This is a genomic window from Actinomycetospora sp. 2LY8.5 (assembly GCF_057180585.1).
In genome coordinates this window covers 20894-40892 of the sequence record NZ_JBXUHE010000042.1, presented here as the reverse complement: position 1 = coordinate 40892, position 19999 = coordinate 20894, and the positions used below count along the sequence as shown (strand labels likewise).

General features: G+C 75.2%; 20 protein-coding genes. 6 read left to right on the top strand and 14 right to left on the bottom strand.

From position 1 onward, the window contains the following. Positions 1-24: 24 nt before the first annotated feature. From AC2A1K_RS29865 to menD, 10 genes are all read right to left on the bottom strand, one after another. Positions 25-1359 (bottom strand): geranylgeranyl reductase family protein, encoded by a 1335-nt coding sequence (locus AC2A1K_RS29865; protein WP_483899983.1) that lies wholly within the window; start codon positions 1357-1359, stop codon positions 25-27. 209 nt (positions 1360-1568) lie between these two features. After that, complete coding sequence (locus AC2A1K_RS29860) at positions 1569-2306, bottom strand: demethylmenaquinone methyltransferase (protein ID WP_483899982.1); 738 nt, start codon at positions 2304-2306, stop codon at positions 1569-1571. Continuing rightward, positions 2303-2917, bottom strand: a complete 615-nt coding sequence (locus AC2A1K_RS29855) for a DUF3592 domain-containing protein (protein ID WP_483899981.1) — start codon at positions 2915-2917, stop codon at positions 2303-2305. Before AC2A1K_RS29855 ends, AC2A1K_RS29860 begins: the two co-directional genes overlap by 4 nt. Before the next feature lie 23 nt (positions 2918-2940). After that, positions 2941-3384, bottom strand: coding sequence for a monovalent cation/H(+) antiporter subunit G (mnhG, locus tag AC2A1K_RS29850; RefSeq protein WP_483899980.1), 444 nt, complete (start codon positions 3382-3384; stop codon positions 2941-2943). Then, positions 3381-3665 carry a monovalent cation/H+ antiporter complex subunit F gene (locus AC2A1K_RS29845; RefSeq protein ID WP_483899979.1) on the bottom strand — a complete coding sequence of 95 codons (285 nt, stop codon included), beginning with the start codon at positions 3663-3665 and terminating at the stop codon, positions 3381-3383. Before AC2A1K_RS29845 ends, mnhG begins: the two co-directional genes overlap by 4 nt. Continuing rightward, the gene (locus AC2A1K_RS29840; RefSeq protein WP_483899978.1) at positions 3662-4243 is read right to left on the bottom strand and encodes a Na+/H+ antiporter subunit E; all 582 of its coding nucleotides are present in this window, start codon (positions 4241-4243) and stop codon (positions 3662-3664) included. Before AC2A1K_RS29840 ends, AC2A1K_RS29845 begins: the two co-directional genes overlap by 4 nt. Beyond that, positions 4240-6075, bottom strand: coding sequence for a Na+/H+ antiporter subunit D (locus AC2A1K_RS29835; protein ID WP_483899977.1), 1836 nt, complete (start codon positions 6073-6075; stop codon positions 4240-4242). Before AC2A1K_RS29835 ends, AC2A1K_RS29840 begins: the two co-directional genes overlap by 4 nt. Beyond that, on the bottom strand, positions 6072-6575 hold the full coding sequence (locus AC2A1K_RS29830) for a Na(+)/H(+) antiporter subunit C (RefSeq protein WP_483899976.1): 504 nt from the start codon (positions 6573-6575) through the stop codon (positions 6072-6074). Before AC2A1K_RS29830 ends, AC2A1K_RS29835 begins: the two co-directional genes overlap by 4 nt. After that, positions 6572-9424: a Na+/H+ antiporter subunit A gene (locus AC2A1K_RS29825; protein ID WP_483899975.1), complete on the bottom strand. Its 2853-nt coding sequence runs from the start codon at positions 9422-9424 to the stop codon at positions 6572-6574. The genes AC2A1K_RS29830 and AC2A1K_RS29825 overlap by 4 nt, the downstream gene beginning before the upstream one ends. Positions 9425-9611: 187 nt before the next feature. Further along, positions 9612-11339: a 2-succinyl-5-enolpyruvyl-6-hydroxy-3-cyclohexene-1-carboxylic-acid synthase gene (gene menD / locus AC2A1K_RS29820; protein ID WP_483899974.1), complete on the bottom strand. Its 1728-nt coding sequence runs from the start codon at positions 11337-11339 to the stop codon at positions 9612-9614. A gap of 117 nt (positions 11340-11456) precedes the next feature. On the opposite strand from menD, the gene AC2A1K_RS29815 reads away from it, so the two are divergent. Next, a complete protein-coding gene (locus tag AC2A1K_RS29815; RefSeq protein ID WP_483899973.1) occupies positions 11457-11645 on the top strand; it encodes a hypothetical protein in 189 nt (62 codons plus the stop codon). Here AC2A1K_RS29815 and AC2A1K_RS29810 read toward each other — a convergent pair whose 3' ends face one another. Both AC2A1K_RS29810 and AC2A1K_RS29805 read right to left on the bottom strand, forming a co-directional pair. Then, positions 11646-13616, bottom strand: coding sequence for a sigma-70 family RNA polymerase sigma factor (locus AC2A1K_RS29810; protein WP_483899972.1), 1971 nt, complete (start codon positions 13614-13616; stop codon positions 11646-11648). After that, positions 13613-13936, bottom strand: coding sequence for a YciI family protein (locus AC2A1K_RS29805; protein WP_483899971.1), 324 nt, complete (start codon positions 13934-13936; stop codon positions 13613-13615). Before AC2A1K_RS29805 ends, AC2A1K_RS29810 begins: the two co-directional genes overlap by 4 nt. Before the next feature lie 146 nt (positions 13937-14082). Here AC2A1K_RS29805 and AC2A1K_RS29800 point away from each other — a divergent pair, with 146 nt between their 5' ends. The 3 genes from AC2A1K_RS29800 to AC2A1K_RS29790 all read left to right on the top strand — a co-directional run bounded on the left by AC2A1K_RS29800 (position 14083) and on the right by AC2A1K_RS29790 (position 17183). Continuing rightward, the gene (locus AC2A1K_RS29800; protein WP_483899970.1) at positions 14083-14736 is read left to right on the top strand and encodes a DUF998 domain-containing protein; all 654 of its coding nucleotides are present in this window, start codon (positions 14083-14085) and stop codon (positions 14734-14736) included. A 275-nt stretch (positions 14737-15011) separates the two neighbouring features. Further along, positions 15012-16286, top strand: a complete 1275-nt coding sequence (locus tag AC2A1K_RS29795; protein ID WP_483899969.1) for a hypothetical protein — start codon at positions 15012-15014, stop codon at positions 16284-16286. 24 nt (positions 16287-16310) lie between these two features. Further along, positions 16311-17183 carry a 1,4-dihydroxy-2-naphthoate polyprenyltransferase gene (locus tag AC2A1K_RS29790; RefSeq protein ID WP_483899968.1) on the top strand — a complete coding sequence of 291 codons (873 nt, stop codon included), beginning with the start codon at positions 16311-16313 and terminating at the stop codon, positions 17181-17183. Between the two features lie 42 nt (positions 17184-17225). Here the strand turns inward: AC2A1K_RS29790 and AC2A1K_RS29785 are convergent, their stop codons facing one another. Next, entirely contained in the window at positions 17226-17627 is a 402-nt protein-coding gene (locus AC2A1K_RS29785) for a DUF4229 domain-containing protein (RefSeq protein ID WP_483899967.1), read from the bottom strand. Positions 17628-17854: 227 nt separating this feature from the next. Here AC2A1K_RS29785 and AC2A1K_RS29780 point away from each other — a divergent pair, with 227 nt between their 5' ends. Both AC2A1K_RS29780 and AC2A1K_RS29775 read left to right on the top strand, forming a co-directional pair. Further along, entirely contained in the window at positions 17855-18058 is a 204-nt protein-coding gene (locus AC2A1K_RS29780; RefSeq protein ID WP_483899966.1) for a BldC family transcriptional regulator, read from the top strand. A 265-nt stretch (positions 18059-18323) separates the two neighbouring features. Next, complete coding sequence (locus tag AC2A1K_RS29775) at positions 18324-18575, top strand: hypothetical protein (protein WP_483899965.1); 252 nt, start codon at positions 18324-18326, stop codon at positions 18573-18575. Between the two features lie 24 nt (positions 18576-18599). Here the strand turns inward: AC2A1K_RS29775 and AC2A1K_RS29770 are convergent, their stop codons facing one another. After that, on the bottom strand, positions 18600-19976 hold the full coding sequence (locus tag AC2A1K_RS29770) for a MinD/ParA family ATP-binding protein (RefSeq protein ID WP_483899964.1): 1377 nt from the start codon (positions 19974-19976) through the stop codon (positions 18600-18602). Positions 19977-19999: the final 23 nt, after the last annotated feature.

The window sequence follows — 19999 nt, the reverse complement described above, 5'->3', positions numbered from 1 at the left end:
ACTCGCGGTGCTCGGGGCGGCTCCTCAGGCCGCCGCGGACTCCCCCTTCCGGTCGGGGGCGTCGTCCAGCGGGGGGACCAGGCGGAGGGCCAGCTCGAGCACGCGGTCGGCCGCGTCCCCGTCCCGTCCGTCGGTCAGGCCCGCGAAGAGCTTGAGGGCGGCGCACATCACCCGCTGCCGCGGCAGGCCGAGGCGCAGGGCGTGGTGCATGAACCGCGGCCGGCCCAGGGCGCCCGCGGCGCGGTTGCCGACGCGGTAGTAGCGGCCGAGCTCGTGGCGCACGGCCGTCGGGTAGGCCCCGAGAGCCCGCTCGCGGCCGGGGCCCTCCGGGCGCGCCATGGCCTGGACGACGCACTCGGCGGCGAGCGCGGCGGACTGCATCGCGTAGGCGATGCCCTCGCCGCTGAAGGGGTTGACCATCCCACCGGCGTCGCCGACGAGCACGAGCCCGTCGCGGTAGACCGGCGTGCGGTTCAGGCCCATCGGCAGTGCGGCCCCGCCGACCGGGCCGGTGGCGTTCTCCTCGCGCAAGCCCCACTCCGCGGGCAGGCCGTCGAGCCAGGAACGCAGCATCGCGCGGTAGTCGCGCTTGTCGCTCGGCCGGGTGGCGAGGACGCCGAGGCCCACGTTCGCGGTGCCGTCGCCCATCCCGAAGATCCAGCCGTAGCCGCCGTGGAGGTCGGCGCCGACGCCGGGCCGGTCGTGGAGGCCGAGGTGGGTCTCGAGGTAGTCGTCGTCGTGGCGGGGGCTCGTGTAGTAGCGGCGGACGGCGACGCCGAGCGGGCGGTCGTCGCGCTTGGCGATGCCCAGGCTGAGCGCGGTCCGCGCGCCGACGCCGTCGCAGGCGACGACGAGGGGGGCCTCGTACCGGGCGGGTGTGCGCTCGGGGCCGCGGCGGATCTCGACGCCGGTGACCCGCCCGGTGCGTCCGTCGCGCGTGGCGCCGGTGACCGAGACGCCCTCCTCGACGCGGGCTCCGGCGGCGCGGGCGTGATCGGCGAGCATCTGGTCGAAGTCGCGACGCGGGCGCACCAGGCCGTAGGCCGGGTAGTGTGCGAGCTCGGGCCACTCGAGCTCGACGCTGGCGCCGCCGCCCACCACGCGCAGGCCGCGCTGGTGGCGCCAGCCGGCCTCCTCGCGGGTGTCGACACCGAGGTCGACGAGCTGCTTGACCCCGCGCGGCGTGACCCCGTCGCCGCAGACCTTCTCGCGGGGGAACGTGGCCTTCTCGAGCACGACGACGTCGATCCCGGCGCGCGCCAGGTACGTCGCGACCGTGGAGCCTGCGGGACCGGCACCCACGACCACGACGTCGGCGTCGCTGTCGGGACTGCGGCGCGCTCCGGTGGTGGCGGACACGGCGACCTGGCTCCTTGTGAATCCGTTCACTAGCTCGGTACACCGAAGTGTAGGGATCGTGTGGCGAGATCGCCCGCCGAGGGTGGTTTGGATCCGTGCGCGGCGGTCAGCAGGTGAAGTCCGCGTGATCGGAGGACGGCGTGTCGCGCCGGCGAGGATGTGGCGATCCTGGAGTGAGACGCCAGCGATGCCGCATCGCTGGTACGGGCCTACGAGGGCTTGGTCGCGGTGTGGAGGGCGACGATGCCGCCGGAGAGGTCGCGCCAGGCCACGGAACGCCAGCCGGCGGCGGCGATCCGCTGGGCGAGGGCGGCCTGGTCGGGCCAGGCTCGGATGGATTCCGCGAGGTAGACGTAGGCGTCGGGGTTCGAGCTCACCGCCGTCGCGACGCGGGGCAGCGCGCGCATGAGGTAGTCGGTGTACAGCCGGCGGAACGGACCCCAGGTCGGCCGCGAGAACTCGCAGACCGCGAGCGTGCCGCCGGGGCGGGTGACGCGGGCGAACTCGGCGAGGGCGGCGTCGGGGTCGACGGTGTTGCGCAGGCCGAAGGAGATGACGACGGCGTCGACCGCGGCGTCGGGCAGCGGCAGGGCCAGCGCGTCCGCGGCGACGAAGGGGAGGGCCTCGTTCGAGGGTCGGGATCCACTCCGTTTCGTCTCCCGGACGGCTTGGCGCGCGCGGCCGGTGCGCAGCATGCCGAGCGAGAAGTCGGTGGCCAGGCAGCGCGCGCCGGTGCGGGCGAGCTCGACCGTCGACACCCCGGTGCCCGCCGCGACGTCGAGCACCGTGTCGCCGGGCCCGACGGCGAGCGCGGCGCGGGTGGCGCGGCGCCACCGGACGTCCTGCGCGAACGACAGCACGGTGTTGGTGAGGTCGTAGCGCGCCGCGACCCCGTCGAACATGCGCGCCACCGCGGACGGATCGCGGTCGAGGTCCGCCCGGCTCACCGCTTCCCCGCCCCGGCCATCTCCGGCTCGCCGTCCTCGCTCTCGTCGGAGCCGGAGCCGGAGCCGGAGCCGGAGCCGGAGACGTCGTTCTGCCACCGCGTCACGGCCGCGGCGGCCTCGCGGCGCCGTCGACGCGCCCGCGCGAGCGCCCACGCCGACGGACCCACGAGGGCCCACAGCACGACCAGTCCGAGCAGCACGGGCACGAGGCCCTCGGTCCAGGTGCGCCCGGCGACGCGGACGAGCTCGGGGTCGGTGCGGTCGTACTCGACCTCGACGAGCTGGCCCGGCTCGAGCCCGCGCGGGTAGAACACGCCCTTCTCGGGGGTGAGCACCGCGCCCTCCACCGTGGTGAAGCGGACGTAGACGTGGGGCCGCGACCCGCCCTCGAGCACCTCGGCGACGGCCCGGCCCTGCGCGGCGTCGATGGAGGCGTCGTTGCGAGCGGCGCCGACGAGCACGAGGGCGAGCAGCACGCTGATCACGACGCCGACGACGACCACGATCTCCGGCGCCCGTCGGCCGGCCGGGCGGATCAGGTCGACACCCTCGGCGAGGAACGGAGCGATCCGCGCGCGGCCCCGCCGCACGAGCTCGCGCAACCAGGTCACCGGGCCGATTCTAGGGAGGCGGCTCACCGTCCCTCCCTGGGCCCGCCGGGCGCCGGGGCGTCCGCGTCCTCGACGTCGGGCTCGGGGCGGTCCGGGCCGGGGTCGGCGTCGTCGGGGGTGTCGTCGAGCTCGTCGACGTAGAGCAGGTCGCGACGCACCCCGTCGCCGCGGTGGGCGAGCCGGCCCACCACGTGCGCGGTCACCGGCGCCGTGACGAGCTGGAACGCCCCGACGAGCACGAGCATCCAGACGTCGACGCTGTCGCGCAGATGCAGCGCGCCGCCGATCACCACCAGCAGCAGGCCGACGACCTGGGGCTTCGTGGCCGCGTGCATCCGGCTGAGGACGTCGGGCAGCGACAGCAGGCCGATCGACGCGACGAGGGTCAGCAGCACCCCGAGGACGATCGACACCGTCCCGACGGCGTCGAGGGCCACCGACAGGCCGTCCTGGCCGTCGGGGGTCACCGGTCGGTCCCCCGCCGCACGAACCGCGCGACCGTGGTGGACCCGAGGAAGCCGACCAGGCTGATCGCCACCACCACGGGCACCAGGGCGGAGTTGCCGGTGAGCGCGGCGTAGGCCACCAGCCCGCAGAGGAACTCGGCGACGAGGACGTCGAGCGCGATGAGCCGGTCGAGCCCGGAGGGCCCCCGCAGCAGGCGCACGACCACGAGCACCGCGGAGAGCCCGAGCAGCACGAGGGAGACGACGAGGACGGCGTCGAACAGGGCGGGCAGGCCGGTCACGACGTCTCCTCCCCGGCGGTGGCAGGCGCGACCGGGCGTCCGAGGGCCGCCACGACGTCCGCCTCGAGCCGAGCGACCTGCGCGCGGAACGCCGCGACCGACTCCGCGTCGCCGGCCCCGAGCACGTGCGCGTAGATGGTGTGCTCCTGCGGTCGGGCCTCGATCACCACGCTGCCGGGCACCAGCGAGAGCATCTCGACGACCATCGCCATGACGAACTCCGAGGACGACGCGAGCTGCACCGCGACCACGGAGCTGCGGATCGGCCGGCCGGGACGCAACGCCTCCAGCGACTGCCACGCCACCTGCACGCTCGAGACGACGATGTCGGCGACGAAGCGGCCGATCGTGCGCAGTGCCGCCCCGGGGCGCAGCCACCCGCGCCCGGGGGCGGGTGGCAACGGGAACACGGTGAGCACGACGAGGGCCACCACGAGCCCGCCCAGCACGTTCGCCCACGAGAACGTGCCCCACAGCAGGACCCACACCAGCACGAGCCACGCGACGGGCACGGCCCGGCGCACCAGGCCGGCGGTGTCGGGCGGGGTCGGGCGCGGCGCGCCGTCGGGGCCGCTCATCGTGCGACCCGGTCGTCGACGGTCTGAGCGAAGACGGCCTGGACGTAGGGGGTGCGGGCGACCAGGTCGTCGGCGGCCTGGTCGGCGACGGCGTACAGCGGTCCCGCGACGAACGTCAGGGCCAGCCCGAGCGCGACGAGGGCGCCGGTCGCGCCGGCCATGACCCGCGGCAGGCGGGAGGAGACGTGGTCGTTCGGGTTGCCGAGGAACCGGCCCGTGAGCACGGGGGCGCCGTCGGCGGGGGCGAGCCGGGCCACCGGCCAGTCGACCTCCGCGCCGGTGTTGGCGTCATGGCGCGCGATCCCCCGCGCCGTGCCCGGCCGCACGCCGGTGAGGGTTCCCGAGCGCGGCGCCTGCACGCCGGCCAGGCCGCGGCCGGCGGGCACGGTCGAGGGTGTCGCGTTCTCGTCGTACTCCTCCTCGGGATCGTCCAGGGACTCCTCGTCCTCGTCCTCGACGTCACGGTCCGACTCCGCGGGCGCGGGGATCTGGTCGGCCGGGCGCCAGAACGCCAGCACCCAGACCTTGGTGACGGCGTAGAGCGTGAGCAGGCTCGTCAGTACCGAGACCACGACCAGGGTCCAGGCCAGCGCGGACCCGTCGGCGACGCCGGCCTGCACGAGCCCCAGCTTGCCGACGAAGCCCGACAGCGGCGGGATACCGCCGAGGTTGACCGCGGGCACGAACCACAGGATCGCGAGCAGGGGGGACGCGCGCATGAGGCCGCCGAGCCGCGTGACCGACGTCGACCCGCCGACGCCCTCGATCAGCCCGACGACGCAGAACAGCGTGGCCTGCACGGTGATGTGGTGGACGACGTAGAACACGGCGCCACCGACGCCCATCGGGGTCGCGAGGGCCACTCCGAAGATCATGTAGCCGATGTGGCTGACCAGCGTGAACGACAGGACACGTTTGATGTCGGCCTGCGCGATCGCCCCCAGCGCGCCCACGAGCATCGTCAGCCCCGCGGCGACGAGGAGGATCGTGTGCGTCACGTCGGAACCGGGGAAGAGCAGCGTCTCGGTCCGGATGATCGAGTAGACACCGACCTTGGTGAGCAGGCCGGCGAACACCGCGGTCACCGGAGCCGCGGCCGTGGGATAGCTGTCGGGCAGCCAGGCCGACAGCGGGAACATCGCCGCCTTGATCCCGAACGCGGTGAGCAGCACGAGGTGGATCGCGAGCGCCGTGCCGGGAGGCACCTGCTCCATGCGTGTCGAGATCTGCGCGAGGTTCAGCGTCCCCACCGCGGCGTACACGAGCGCGATGCCGACCAGGAAGATCAGCGACGACACCACGTTGACGACCATGTAGACCACGCCCGCGCGCACCCGGGACCGGCTGCCGCCCAGGGTCAGCAGCACGTAGCTCGCCATCAGCAGGACCTCGAACCCCACGTAGAGGTTGAACAGGTCCCCGGACAGGAAGGCGTTGGCGACGCCCGCGGCGAGCACGAGATAGGTCGGGTGGAAGATCGTGATCGGGGTGGCCTCGTCGCGGTCGTACACGCCCTGGCCGATCGCGTAGACGAGGACCGCGAGCGTCACCGACATCGAGGTCAGCAGCATCAGAGCCGACAGCGGGTCGACGACCAGCGTGATACCCAGCGGCACCGGCCACGAGCCGACCGTCGCGACGATCGGACCGGACTGCACGGCCGCCACCAGCAGGAACGCGGCGATGACCACCACGGCGGCGAGGACCGCGACGCTGACCGCGCGCTGCAGGGTCGGCCGGCGCGAGAGCACCAGCGTGAGACCCGCGCCGAGCAGCGGCAGCAGCGCCGGCAGCGGGATGAGGGTCGCGAGCAGGCTGGAGCCGGGGTTCACCGCGGAACCTCCCCGTGCCCCGGCCCGCTCCCGGCGGCGGCCGGCGCCGGGTCCGGCGCCGACTCGGTGTCGTCGGGGTCGGTGTCGGAGGTGTTCTCGCACCCCGTGGTGTCGAGCTCCTCCTCGTCCTCCTGCTCCCCGCGGGCGAGGCGGCGGCGCACGGAGCGGTCCTCGACGTCCTCGGTGAGGTCGTCCTCGCGGTCGAGGGTCCAGGCGCGGTGGATGAGCGAGAGCAGGAACGCGGTCACGCCGAGCGTGATGACGATGGCGGTCAGCACGAGCGCCTGCACGAGCGCGTCGCTCATCGACTCCTCGGGGAAGCGGCCGACCAGGGGCGGGGTGCCCGCGCGGCCGCCGGCCACGACGACGAGCACGTTGGTGGCGTTGCCGAGCACGAGGATGCCCAGCAGCACGCGGGTCAGGCTGCGCTCGAGGATGAGGTAGACGCCCGCGGTGTAGAGCACCCCGACGAGCCCGAGCAGGACGATGGGCGAGGTCACGACGGGACCTCCTCGCGTCGCAGGGCGGCGGTCCGGCGCCGGTCGAGCTCGGCGCCGAGGCTGCGCAGGACGTCGAGCACGAGCCCGACGACGATGAGGTAGACGCCGACGTCGAAGATCAGGGACGTCACGAACTTGACGTGGCCGAGCACCGGGACGTCGGCCTCGAGGACGGCGGTCTGGAGCACCTCGCCGCCGAGCAGCAACGGCCCCAGCCCGGTGCCGCCCGCGCACAACAGGCCGAGCCCGAGCAGCAGGCCCGCGTCGACGGGCACCGCCTCCCCGAGCTCGTAGCGCCCGCCCGCCACGTACCGCACGACGAGCGCCAGGCCCGCGACCAGGCCGCCCGCGAACCCGCCGCCGGGGGCGTTGTGACCGGCGAACAGGAAGTACAGCGAGACGACCATCATCGTCGGGAACACGAGGCGGGTGATCACCTCGAGGAGCAGCACGCGGTCGCCGTCGCCGCGTCGCGCCGAGCGCAGCCAGCCACCGGCCCGTGTCGACGGGCTCACCGCCGGCTGCGGCTCCGAGCGGGGCGGCGCCCCGGAGCGGCGGGACACGAAGACCAGGCTCGCGACGCCCGTGGCCGCGGCGACGATGACCGAGAGCTCGCCCATCGTGTCCCAGGCACGGATGTCGACCAGCGTCACGTTGACGACGTTCTGGCCCCCGCCGAAGTCGTAGGCCTGCGCGGGGTAGGCGGCCGACACCGGCGGGGCACCGCGCGCGGCGAGCGCCACGGCGCCCAGCCCCACCATCAGGAGGCCGACCGGCACCGCCACCAGCAGGCGACGCACCCGCTGGCGTCCGGTGTTCCGGTCGGCGATGTCACGCGGCAGCGTGCGCAGCACGAGCACGACGACGACGAGCGTGGCCGTCTCGACCAGGGCCTGGGTCAGCGCGACGTCGGGTGCCCCGGCCAGCGCGAAGATCAGGGCGATCGCGTAGCCGAGCCCGCCGACCACGAGCACCGCGCCGAGCCGGCGCCGCACCCTGGTGGCGGTGATCGCGCACGCCGCCCCGACGATCGCGGCGAGCAGCTGGAACGGCGAGTCGACGAGACGGTCGACACGTACCTCGCCGAGGTCGGCGGCCAGGAGCAGCGCGAGCCCCGGGCCCAGGACGAGCACCGCGAAGACCGTCGTCAGGATCCAGGGCAGCGAGCCGCGCTGAGTACGCGCCGTGACCCGCAGCGAGGTGTTCTCCAGGGCGTGGACGACGCCGCGCCAGGTGATCTCGGCGCGCATCGGCGCCAGCGGGTGGACGGCCGTGAGGCGGGAGCTGACCCGGGGCAGCCCCACCACGAAGCCGAGCACCACGGCCAGCACGGACAGGCCGAGAGCCATGCCGATCGAGGGGATCACCGCGAGCTCGAGCAGCACGGGATAGCTCACCGGCAGCGTGTCGGCGTAGGCGACGAGCGGCGGGGCGACGGCGGTGACGCCGAGGCCCGCCACGAGGCCGCCGAATCCCAGCACCACCGGGGAGGCGGCGAACAGCGGGCCCGGGTGCTGCCAGGTGATCGCGTCGACGCCCGGCTTGCGCCAGAACGCGCCCCAGACGAACCGCGTGCTGTAGGCGACGGTCAGCACCGACCCGAGCACCACGAGCGCCAGCAGTGGTACCGCCGCCGGTCCGTAGGCGTCGTGCAGGAAAGCCTCGAACGCGCCCTCCTTGGTCACGAACCCCAGCAGCGGCGGGAGCCCCGCCATCGACGCGGCCCCGAGGATGCCGGCCGTGGCCAGCACGGGCGCGCGGCGACCGAGCCCCGACAGCTCACGCAGGTCGCGGGTGCCGGCGCGGCGGTCGATCACGCCGACGACGAGGAACAGGCAGGCCTTGAACATCGCGTGCCCGACGACCAGACCCGCGGCGGCCAGGGCGGCGTCGCGCGTGCCGGCCCCGGCCAGGAGCACCATGAAGCCGAGCTGGGAGACGGTGCCGTGCGCGAGCAGCAGCTTGAGGTCGTGCTGACGCAGCGCCTGGATCCCGCCGAGCAGCATCGTCGTCACCGCGAGGGCGGCGACGAGCGGGCGCCACGGCTCGACGTCGGCGAGCCCCGGCGCGAGGCGCATGACGAGGTAGACGCCGGCCTTCACCATCGCCGCGGCGTGCAGGTAGGCGCTGACCGGCGTCGGCGCCGCCATCGCCGAGGGCAGCCAGAAGTGGAACGGGACGAGCGCGGACTTGGTGACCGCACCGACCAGCACGCACACCACGCCCGCGGTGACCGCTGCCGACGTCGGCGCGCCGCCGGCGAAGTACGTGACGAGGTCCGACAGGCGCGAGGTGGCGGCCGCCTGGGAGAGGATCACGAGCCCGACGAGCATCGTCAGCCCGCCCGCGGCGGTGACCACGAGCGCCTGCACCGCCGCGGCACGGCTCGCCCGCTTGTGGGCGTCGTGGCCGACGAGCAGGAACGAGAAGACGGTCGTGAGCTCCCAGCACACGTAGAGCACGAACACGTCGTCGGACCAGACGAGCGCGAGCATCGCGCCGGCGAACGCCGTGAGCACCCCGGCGAACCGCCCGAGCCCCCGCGTCCCCGCGCCGAAGTATCGGGTGCAGTAGAGCAGGACCAGGGCGCCGACGCCGGTGACCAGCAGCGACACCGTGGCGGCGAGCGCGTCGAGGCGCAGGGCGATGTCGACGCCGAGGGCGGGGATCCACGGGACGACCTCGGTGGGCACCTGCCCGGTGAGGACGTCGGGCAGCTGCACGAGGATCCACGCGAAGGCCGCCGCGGGCACGAGCGCGAGGACGGCGAACGCCCGGCGGTCGAGAGCCCGCACCAGTGCGGGCGCGGACAGCGCCGCCACCGCGTGCGCCACCACCAGCACCAGCACGCCCGCCGCGCTCCCTTCGTCGACCTGTCTCGTCTGCGCCGCCCCGGTCGCCCCCGAGGCGGCGCCATCCTTCCTGATCCCCCGTGGTGACCGCGTGCGGAGCCGACAGGGTCACTCCGCGGGCTCACCACGAGATCACACGGCGGGGGTCACGGCGGGGGTCACGGCGAGAGTCACACGGTCGGTGTCACTCCCCGGCGCCGAGCACCTCGCGCACCGCCGCCGCGGTCTGCTCCCCCGCCGCGCGGCGGGTGGTCCGGTCGATCTCCACCTCGACCACTCGGGTGCCCGGCCGGCCCGTCGGCGCCAGGGCGTCGGGGAGCTCGTCGGGCGTGGCGCGGCGGTGGGGGACGTGGTGGGCGGCGCAGAGCGAGGCGAGGTCGGTGCCGTGCGGGGTGCCGAACACGCGCTCGAACGCCGCGGCGTAGCGCGGGGCGCCCTGCTCGAGGGTGGTGAAGATGCCGCCGCCGTCGTCGTTGGCGACCACGACGGTGAGCTCGCCCTGCGGCTCGTCGGGCCCGACGAGCAGGCCGTTGGTGTCGTGCAGGAACGTCAGGTCGCCGAGCAGCGCGTAGGTCGGACCGCGGTGCCCGAGCGCGACCCCGGCCGCGAGCGAGACGCCGCCGTCGATCCCGGAGACGCCGCGCGCCGAGTGCAGGTTGACGTCGGCGCGCGGGGTGGCGGCCAGGGCGACGTCGCGGATCGGGGCGGACGAGCCGACCACGAGGTGCGCGCCCGGCGGGAGCGCGGCGACGGTCGCGGCGGCGAGCGTGGCGCCATCCGCGAGCTCGAGGGCGCCCGCGGCACGTTCGGACGCCTCCGCCCACGCGCGGGCGAAGGTGAGGTCGGGCTTCCAGTCGTCCGGGTCGGGCAGCCCACCGACCGCGGAGACCGCGCCCGCGACGTCGGTCCAGCCCGGGCGGGGCCGCCCGCCGGTCGGAGCGACCGCGGGGACCGCGAGCACCTCGACCGCCGGGTCGGCGAGGAGCCGGGACACCGAGCGGTGCAGGGTCGGGCGGCCCAGGACGACGACCTGCTCGGGGCGCAGGTCGTCGCGCAGGCCGTCGAGCGCGACGGGCAGCACCCACGTGCCGGCGTGCAGCGTGCGGCCACCGAGAGGGTCCGACCACAGCGGCGACGTGGGCTCGGCGAGCACCGGCACCCCCTCGGGCAGGCGCGTCCCGGCGGGCACCGTGTCGCCGCCGAACCCGGCGACGACGAGCGTGCGCGCACCGGCGCGCAGCGGCAGGGGGGCGAGCACGGACGTCGGCGGCGCGGCGATCGTGCGCGTCCACGGCGCCGCGTCGGGGCGGCCCGCGAGCGCCGGGTCGGGCTCGCCGGGGGCCTGGTCCACGGGGTCGGCGGGGTCGAGCAGCGGCTCGCGCAGCGGGACGTTGAGCTGGACCGGGCCCGGGTCGCCGCCGCTCGTGCCGGCCGCGCGGTCCAGCGCCCGCGCCACCACCGCTCGCCAGGTGCGCGCGGCGCCGTGCCGGTCCTCGGCGAGCGGCATGACGATCGAGGCCCGCGCGGCCTCGCCGAACAGACCCGCCTGGTCGATGGTCTGGTTCGCCCCGCTGTCGACGAGCTCGACGGGACGGTCGGCGCTCACCACGAGCATCCCGACCCCCGCCCGCGAGGCCTCGAGGACCGCCGGGTGCAGGTTCGCGACGGCCGTCCCGGAGGTCACGACCACGGGGACGACCCGCCCGGTGACCGTGCCGAGGCCCACCGCGAGGAAGCCCGCGCCGCGTTCGTCGATGCGCACGTGCAGGCGCAGACGGCCGTCGCGGTCGGCGGCGTCGAGAGCGACGAGCAGCGGGGCGTTGCGGGAACCGGGGCTCGCGACCGCGTCGGTCACCCCGGCCCGCACCCACTCGTCGACGACGACGTGGGCCTGCGCGGTCGAGGGGAACACGCACTCCACGGTAGGGGCGACGGGACCCCGGCACCCGCCGGCGGGGGGTGATCCCGGCCCCTGATCGCCCCGCGCCCGAGCCCGACGTGGCGCGCAATCCGGTCATCGACACCCACCGTGACAGCTACACCACCGAACGAGTGGTCGGAATGGCCGCCACCTCGCTGCGCCACCCGTCTGCGGTGCTCGGCGCTGCTCACCACCGGGCTCACCGCGGGGCTCAGCGCGGTCGCGCTCCTGTTCGCCCTCGTGCTCGGCGGCAAGCGACCCGCCGGCACCGGCGAGCGGGTCGTCGCCGAGGCTTGATCAGCGCAAGCGACCCAGGGTGACCCGGGCGGTGTGCTTGCAGAGGTACTCGGCGCGCTCGTAGGACAGCCGCGTACGCCCGGTGTCCGGGCAGCGGTCGGCGGCCGCCGGGGTACGAGCGGGCCCGGGGCGGCGGTCGGCGAGGAACACCGGCCCGCGGGTACGCCCGGCGAGCAACTCGTCCAGCAGGCGGGCGGTGCGCGATCGCCAGGTGACCGCTCGGTCGTGGGTGCTGCGGTCGTCGCGGTCGAGGTCGGTGACGTCGAGCGCCAGCGCCGCGCGCACCGGCGCCCCCGACTCGTGCAGCAACGACCAGAGCGCGCGCTCGCGCACGGGGACGGTGGGGTCGTCGCACAGCGCCGCGACCCGGTCCGGGGCGAGGGGCAGGGCGGGGGGCAGGGGGGGGGGCGCGGTCGCGGCGCGGCGGGCGAGGTCGGCGGCGAGCTCGGGCCGCTCACACCACGCCGCGAACGACCGGGCGGCGGCGCGATGGCGGTTCCACGTGGCGGGCGCGACCGCGCCCCAGGAGGCCGTGAGCACTCGGGCGACGTCGGCGGCGGTGAGCGCGGCGAGCGGGGTCGTGCCACCGAGCCCGCGCACCAGCCGTCGCATCGTCTGCCCGTAGGCCCGGCGGGCGGGGGCGGCGAGGCCGGCCAGGAACTCCTCGGTGAGGTCCTCGAGCGACGGGCTCGTGCTCGCGGGCTCCAGATCGGCGGCCCGCGCGTCGAGGTAGGCGCGCTCGGCGGCGTTGCGCGTGAGGGCCGCCGCGCGGGCGTACTCCCGGCGCGCCTCCTCGTCGCGGCCGAGCCGGACGAGCAGGTCGGCCCGCACGCCGGGCACCAGGTGGTAGTCGCGCAGCCGGGGGTCGTCCCTCAGCTCCTCGACCAGCGCGAGCCCCTCGGCCGGGCCGCGGGCGCGCGCCACCGCCACGGCCCGGTTCAGGGCGACGACGGGGGTGGGCGCCACGGCGGCCAGGCGGTCGTAGAGCGCGGCGATCGCGGCCCAGTCGGTGTCCTCCGGACGTCGCGCCTGGGCGTGGCAGGCGGCGATGGCGGCCTGCAGGACGTACGGGCCGGCGACGCCTCCGAGGTCGCGTCCGCCCAGATCCCGGACTCGCAGCATCGCGGTGAACCCGCGGCGCACGTGGACCGGGTCCCAGCGGCCGCGGTCCTGCTCGTGCAGCGGGATCGGCTCGCCCGACGGTCCGGTACGCGCCGCGGTGCGCGAGGCCTGCAACTCCATCAGCGCGAGCAGTCCGTGCACCTCGGGCTCGGTCGGGGCGAGCGCGGCGAGGCGGTGGCCGAGGCGCAGCGCCTGGCCGGTGAGGTCGGGGCGCAGCAGGTCGTGCCCCGAGGTCGCGGCGTAGCCCTCGTTGAACACGAGGTAGACCACCTCGAGCACCGACGACAGGCGCCCGGCCAGCTCGTCACGGCCGGGCATCGTGAGCTCGGCGCCCTCCTCGGCGAGGGCGCGCTTGGCGTCGGCGACCCGGCGGGCGATCGTGGCCTCGTCGACGAGGAACGCCCGCGCGGTCTCCTCGGCGGACAGCCCTCCGAGCAGCCGCAGGGTCAGCGCGAGGCGCCCCTCGGTCGGCAGCACCGGGTGGCACGAGAGGAACATCAGGCGCAGGACGTCCCCGTCGGCGTCCCCGTCCGCGTCCGGTTCGTCCTCCTCGGTCTCCTCGTGTGCCAGCGCCTCGTGGGCACGCTCGGCCCGTTCGGCACGGCGCAGGTGGTCGACGGCGCGGCGCTTGGCGACCGAGGTCAGCCAGGCGCCGGGGTTGTCGGGCACGCCGGCGGTCGGCCACTGCTCCAGGGCCGAGACCAGCGCGTCCTGCGCGAGCTCCTCGGCCAGGCCCACGTCGTGGACCGTCCGCGTGAGGGCGGCGACGATCTTCGCGGACTCGAGCTTCCAGACCGCGTCGACCCGCGCGTGCAGGTCGACCCCGCCGCCCTCACGCGGGGAGGTCACGGGCCCATCACCCGGTGCAGGATGCTCGCGCCGTCACCGACGATCCGGCGGAAGCGGCGCGACACCTCGAGGGCCTCCTCGTGCGAGGACACCTCGACGAGCGCGAAGCCGAGGATCTCCTCCTTCGCCTCGGCGAAGGGCCCGTCGGTCACGGTGATCTCGTCGCCGTGCGAGGTCATCTTCACGCCGCCGGGCTCGAGGCCCCCGGTCGCGATGAGGATGCCGGCGGCCGTCATCTCCTCGACGAACGCGCCCATCTCGGCGAAGAGGGCCTCGTCGGGCTGCCGGCTGTTCTGCCCGGTGGTCATCAGGTAGCGCATCTCGATCTCCTCGAACGTCGTGGTTGGTGCTTCCGGCTCCACGTCGATCGGCTCGATGCGACAGGGAACGATACGCGTTCCCTGTCGTATCAGCTCGGACGACGTCCTGGCGAGAGTTCGACCATCCCGCCGAGGAGGCACCCGAGATGACCACGATCACCGCTTCCGCGACCACCACCCACGACCGCACCCGGCGCCGGCTCGCCGCCGTGGCTCTCGGCCTCGTCGGATGGAGCGTCGTGTCGATCGCGCAGGCGGCCACCCGTGAGGGGTTCGACATCCTGCGCCACCCGCTGAGCCAGCTGGCCACCGGCGACCAGGGTTGGCTGCAGATCACCAACTTCGTCGTCGCGGGCCTGCTGGTGCTCGCCGGGGCCGGTGGTCTGCGGACCGCCCTGCGCGGCACGCCGGGTGGAGTGTGGGCGCCCCGCCTCGTCGCGGCCGCCGGCGCCGGGCTCGCGGCCGCGGGGATCCTCGTCATGGACCCGGGCAACGGCTTCCCCGTCGGCGCGCCGACCGGCGTGACGACGATGTCCTGGCACGCCCTCGGCCACATGGTCGCGGGCACACTCTCGTTCACCACCCTGATCGCAGCCTGCTTCGTGCTCGGCCGCCACTTCACCCGCGGCGGTCGCCGCGACCTCGCCGTCGTGTCGCGGACCGCGGGCCTGGCGCTCGCGGTCGGCTGGGGCTGGGCGATGATCGGCGGCGCCGCCGGGACGCTGACCCTCGCGATCGGCGCGATCGCGGCCATGGTCTGGGTCGCGGTGGTCGCGCTGCGACTCCGCCGCGGCCTCTGACCCCTCCGCGCCACTGGACCCCCGGGGATCACCCACAGGAGCCCCGGGGGTCTCGTACGTCTGCACCACGCACGCCCCGACGTCGAGCCGCCGCGCCGAACGGGTGGCAAATCGCTCGACCGGATGACGAACCATCGAGTGAATCTCGCGCGCGCCCTGTCATCCACGAGGCCGTTCGCGCCGTTCCATGAGGCGTGCGCATCGATCAGACCCGAACCGCCGCCTCTGCGGGCCGGGCCGTCGGAGCGCCGCGGAGACGACGGACGGGACTCGTCGTGGCCGCCGGCGTCCTGACGACCGCCCTGACCCTCACCGTGACCGCGCCCCTCGCGGCGGCCGAGCCCCCGCCACCGCCCGGCCCCGGCGCGTCCGGGACCTCGGAGCCGGTGCCGCGCGACGACCGCGTCCCCGCGGACCAGGACGGCCCCCAGCGCTGGGCCCCGCCGCTGGCCGGCACGACGACCGGCGTCGAGATCACCGAGGGCACCGCGCGGCTGAGCACCGCCCGCGACGGCACGGAGACCGGGCCGGCGGCGCTGCGGGGCGCCGAGCGCCAGGGCCTGCTCGACCTCGGCGCCCACCAGTTCGCGACGCCCGTGAACCGGGTCGAGGCGCCCGTCACGGGCGACGTCCCGCCCGGGACGCAGGTCACCGTCGACGTCCGTGGTCAGGGGCCGGACGGGCAGTGGACCGAGTGGGTCCCGGCCGCCCCCGGCGCGCCGGCGATCCTCCCCGAGCCCACGCGCACGGTGGCCGCGCGCCTCGCGCTGATCGCCCCGCCCGGCGGGACGGGCCCGGTGGTGCGCAGCCTCGAGGTCCGCGCCGACCAGGTGCCGACCGACGCGCGCACGATCGCCCCGCGCGCCAGCCACCGGGTCTTCGCCACCCGCGAGGGGCTCGTCGGCGGCACCACGGCCAACGGACACAAGATCGTCGCCAACGACCAGTTCGCCGCCCTGCCCTCGCGGCGCGCGCTCTCACCGAAAGGCAGCGGGGACTACAGCGTGCGCGTCTGCACCGACGGCGGACGCTGCGCCACGGTCCCGGTGTGGGACGTCGGACCGTGGAACACCAAGGACGACTACTGGAACCCGCCGGACGAGCGCGAGCAGTGGAAGGACCTGCCGCAGGGCCGCCCGCAGGCGCAGGCCGCCTACGAGAACAAGCACAACGGCGGGCGCGACGGGTTCGGGCGCCAGGTCAAGAACCCGGCCGGCATCGACCTCGCCGACGGGACGTTCTACGGCCTCGGGCTGAACGAGAACGCTTTCGTCACCGTCGACTACCTCTGGACCGCCCGCTCGGCCGCCCTCGGCCGCGCCGTCACGGGGGGCGCCGGGCCGGTCGTCGAGCGGACCGGCGCGGACGCGGCGGCCGCGGACGGCGGCGTGGTCGGCGACGGCGCCCAGGTCGAGGTCCAGTGCCAGGTCGCCGGCAGCGCCGTGGCGGGCAGCCAGGGCACGAGCAACCTGTGGCTGCGCACCCGCCCCGACCGCTACGTCCCGGCGGCGTGGATCCAGGGCGCGCCGCCCGTGCCTCCCTGCGCATAGCGGACGCCGCTAGGCTCGCCGTCCGTGGCGACCGTCGCGCAATGGGTGGAGGGAGCCCGGCCCCGCACGTTGCCCACGGCGATCGCGCCGGTGCTCGCGGGTTCCGGGGCGGCCGCGGGCGTCGTCGGGTTCGATCCGGTGGCAGCGGTGCTCGCGCTGGTCGTCTCGGTGTCGCTGGTCATCGGCGTGAACTACGCCAACGACTACTCCGACGGCGTGCGCGGCACCGACGACGACCGCGTCGGCCCGCTGCGCCTCGTCGGCTCGGGGGCCGCGCAGCCGTACAAGGTGCGCCGGGCGGCGTTCTTCTGCCTCGGGCTCGGAGCCGTCGCGGGGATCGCGCTCGCGCTCTACAGCGGGCACTGGTGGCTGATCATCGTCGGGGCGGTGTGCCTGCTGGGCGCCTGGTTCTACACCGGCGGGTCGCGCCCCTACGGCTACCGCGGGCTCGGCGAGGTCGCGGTCTTCGTGTTCTTCGGCCCGGTGGCCGTGCTCGGCACCGAGTTCACCCAGACGGGTCGCGCGAGCGGGCTCGGCATCGGCGCCGCGGTCGGTGTCGGGCTGCTCACGTGCGCGGTGCTCGTGGCCAACAACCTGCGCGACATCCCGTCCGACCTCGACACCGGCAAGCGGACGCTCGCCGTCGTCCTCGGCGACCGCGACACCCGCGTGCTCTACGCCGCCCTCGTCGTGGTGCCGCTCGGCATGACGCTCGTGCTGAGCCTGCGCGCCTGGGGCGCGCTCGCCGGCCTGCTCGCGCTCATCCTGCTGGGCCCCGGCCTCCGCCGGGTGCTGGCCGGATCGACGGGTCCGCAACTGATCCCGGTGCTGCGCGACACGGCCCTGGGCCTGCTCGTGTGGTCGGCGGCGACGGCGCTGGGCCTGGCGCTGACGTAGGTCGCCGGCGCGAGCACCGGCGCGCCGCAGATGGCGAGCCCTTTACGACGTGGCGGAGCCGCCGTCCGTCTCGACGTCACCGCGCAGTTCCGCCCGCAGCCGCTCGCGACGTTCGCGGCGGGACGCCGTCGCGGCCTCGACCTCGGCGTTCAGGCGCGTGCGCAGGCCGCGGAAGAGCACGAGCGAGAGCGGCAGGGCCACGACGATCGCGATGAGCAACGCCACGAGCAGGGGGAGACCGACGCCCACGAGGACGCCCGCGATCACGGCGACGACGAGCAGCCGCGCGCCGACGTAGAGGACGACGGCGAGGGCCACGCTGCCGGGGGTCCCGGCGGCGGGCGCAGGCTCCGTGGTGGTGCGGTCGGTGGTGCGGTCGGTGGTGCGGTCGGTGGTGTCGCTGCTGCGCACGGCCTCGGTGGACCCGGATTCCTGGGAGGTCACGCCCCCAGGGTAGGCATCGTCCCGCCCGCCCACGCGAGGTCGTGCCGGACGCCGACAACGTCCTGTTCGCCCTTTATGGTCCCTTTACCTGGATACAAGCGTTCGAGTACGTACGGGGTCCGGTGTCACGATTCGCTGCGTTACGTCCGCTCCGCCCGCCCGGGGGCCACTCGGCCGCCGCGCACGGTGCGGGCCAGGAGTGTGAGGGATAGGGAAGGTGGAGTGACATGACCATCACTCACGAGGCCAGCGAGCGGCTCATGACCCCGGGCGAGGTCGCCGCGATGTTCCGTGTCGACCCCAAGACCGTGACCCGCTGGGCGTCCGCCGGCCGCATCGGCTCCATCCGCACCCCGGGCGGGCACCGCCGCTTCCGCGAGTCCGAGGTCCGCACGCTGCTCGACGGCCTCACCAGCGAGGCGCACCACTAGCACCACCACTGGTCGATGCCGGGTGACCGGCGGTCGTGAGGCCGCCGGTCACCGACGGTTCCCCGGGCGCCGCGCACGACGCCGTCCGGGAAGATCTCCGGCGCCCCTCGTGACGACATCTCCCGCTCGTCCCGGGCACCCGACCGTCACGCGACGGCCACCTGCCGCACGCCACGCGGACTGTCGTTCCGACCGGTAGCCTGGACGATGCCCGGTCCGCGGATCTCCCGCGAGCCGGAGACGTCGAGATGCTGGAGGCGTCCGAGTGATCCCGTTCCTCGTGGCCGTGCTGGTCCTGGTCGTCGTGGGGACGTTGCTGTGGAAGGTGATGGCCGCCCAGGCGGCGCAGGCCGGCCACGACGGCGGTCCCGGTGGCATGGTCGAGGACGCTCCCACGGGCCCCACCCGCCAGCAGGCTCCGCGGCGCCCCCGCCGTCCCGTGGCCCCGGATGACGACCCGGAGTTCCTCCGCTCGCTCGACGAGAAGATCCAGCGCGAGGACCCTCCCTCCGCGTAGGACTCCCGCTCTCCTGGGCGCCCGTCAGCGGGGCAGGACCGGTCGGCGCACACGCGACCCGGCGCGCCCGAAGTCGTCGGCCACCGTGGCGGCGAGCTCGAGCAGCGCCGCGCGGGTGCGTGACGCCAGCTTGTCCAGCTCGATCTCCGCGCCCTCCTCGAGGTGCGGGTCGAACGGCAGGCGCACCACGGCGCGGCAGCGGGCCGCGAAGTGGTCGGAGACGCGGTCGAGGTCGACGTTGCCCGAGCTGCGGCGGACGTAGTTGATGACGGCCACCGACCGCGACACGAGATCGCGGTAGCCGTGCGCGTCGAGCCAGTCGAGCGTCGCCGACGCGCTGCGGGCCCCGTCGATCGACGCCGACGACACGATCAGCAGCGAGTCCGCGACGTCGAGGACGCCCTTCATCGCCGAGTGCATGAGGCCGGTGCCGCAATCGGTGAGCACGACGTTGTAGAAGTGCTCGAGCAGCGTGACCGTGCGCCGGTAGTCGACCTCGCTGAACGCCTCGGACACCGCCGGGTCCTGCTCGCTCGCGAGGATCTCCAGGCGTGACGGGCCCTGCGAGGTGTACGCGCGCACGTCGGAGTAGCGCCGTACGCGGTTGGCGTCGCGCAGCAGGTGGCGCACGGTGGCCGTGGTCTCGAGCGGGATCTTCTGGCTGAGCGTCCCGCGGTCCGGGTTGGCGTCCACCGCGATGACGCGGTCGCCGCGCAGGGACGCGAACGTCGAGCCGAGCGTGGTGGTCATCGTCGTCTTGCCGACCCCGCCCTTGAGGCTCAGCATCGCGATCTTGTAGCAGCCGTGGAGCGGCTGGTTGACCCGTGCGATCAACTCGCGGCGGGCGGCGTCGCCGAGGCTCTCACCCGGATTGATCAGGCCGCCGGAACCGACGAAGAGTGCGCGCCGCCAGCCCGTCTGCGGCGGACGCTTGCTCGGCCGTAGGAGCTGGGCGGACGACAGGTCGTAGCTGGCGGGGCCGTTGGGGCCGGTCGGGGGGACGCCCGCCCCGCGACCCGGCGTGGTGAAGCGGCCCGAGACGGGCGCGCGGTCGGGCGGCGCCGTGCCCCCGGGCGGGCCCGCGACCCGGCCCGTCGGGGCGGCGCCCACGCGCGGGTCGAAGCCCGCGTGCCGTGGCTGGGCCGCATCACCGCGGGCGGCCTCGGCGGTGTCGACGCGGCGGGTGGTGTCCGGGGAGTCCGGTGGGCTGCCGACGGATCCCGCGCCGGACGACTCGGTGGCGCCCGTCGGCGGGGCCGGCTCGGCCGTTCCCGCGACGGCTTCCGACGACTCGGACGTACCGGAGGCGGCGTCACGCGGCTGACCGCCCTGCAGGGTCGAGCTCCGCGGCGCTGCGTCTCCCGCCTCGCGCTCGGCGCCGGTGTCGTCCCTGGAATCCATCCCCACGGTCCTCCCTCGTCGCG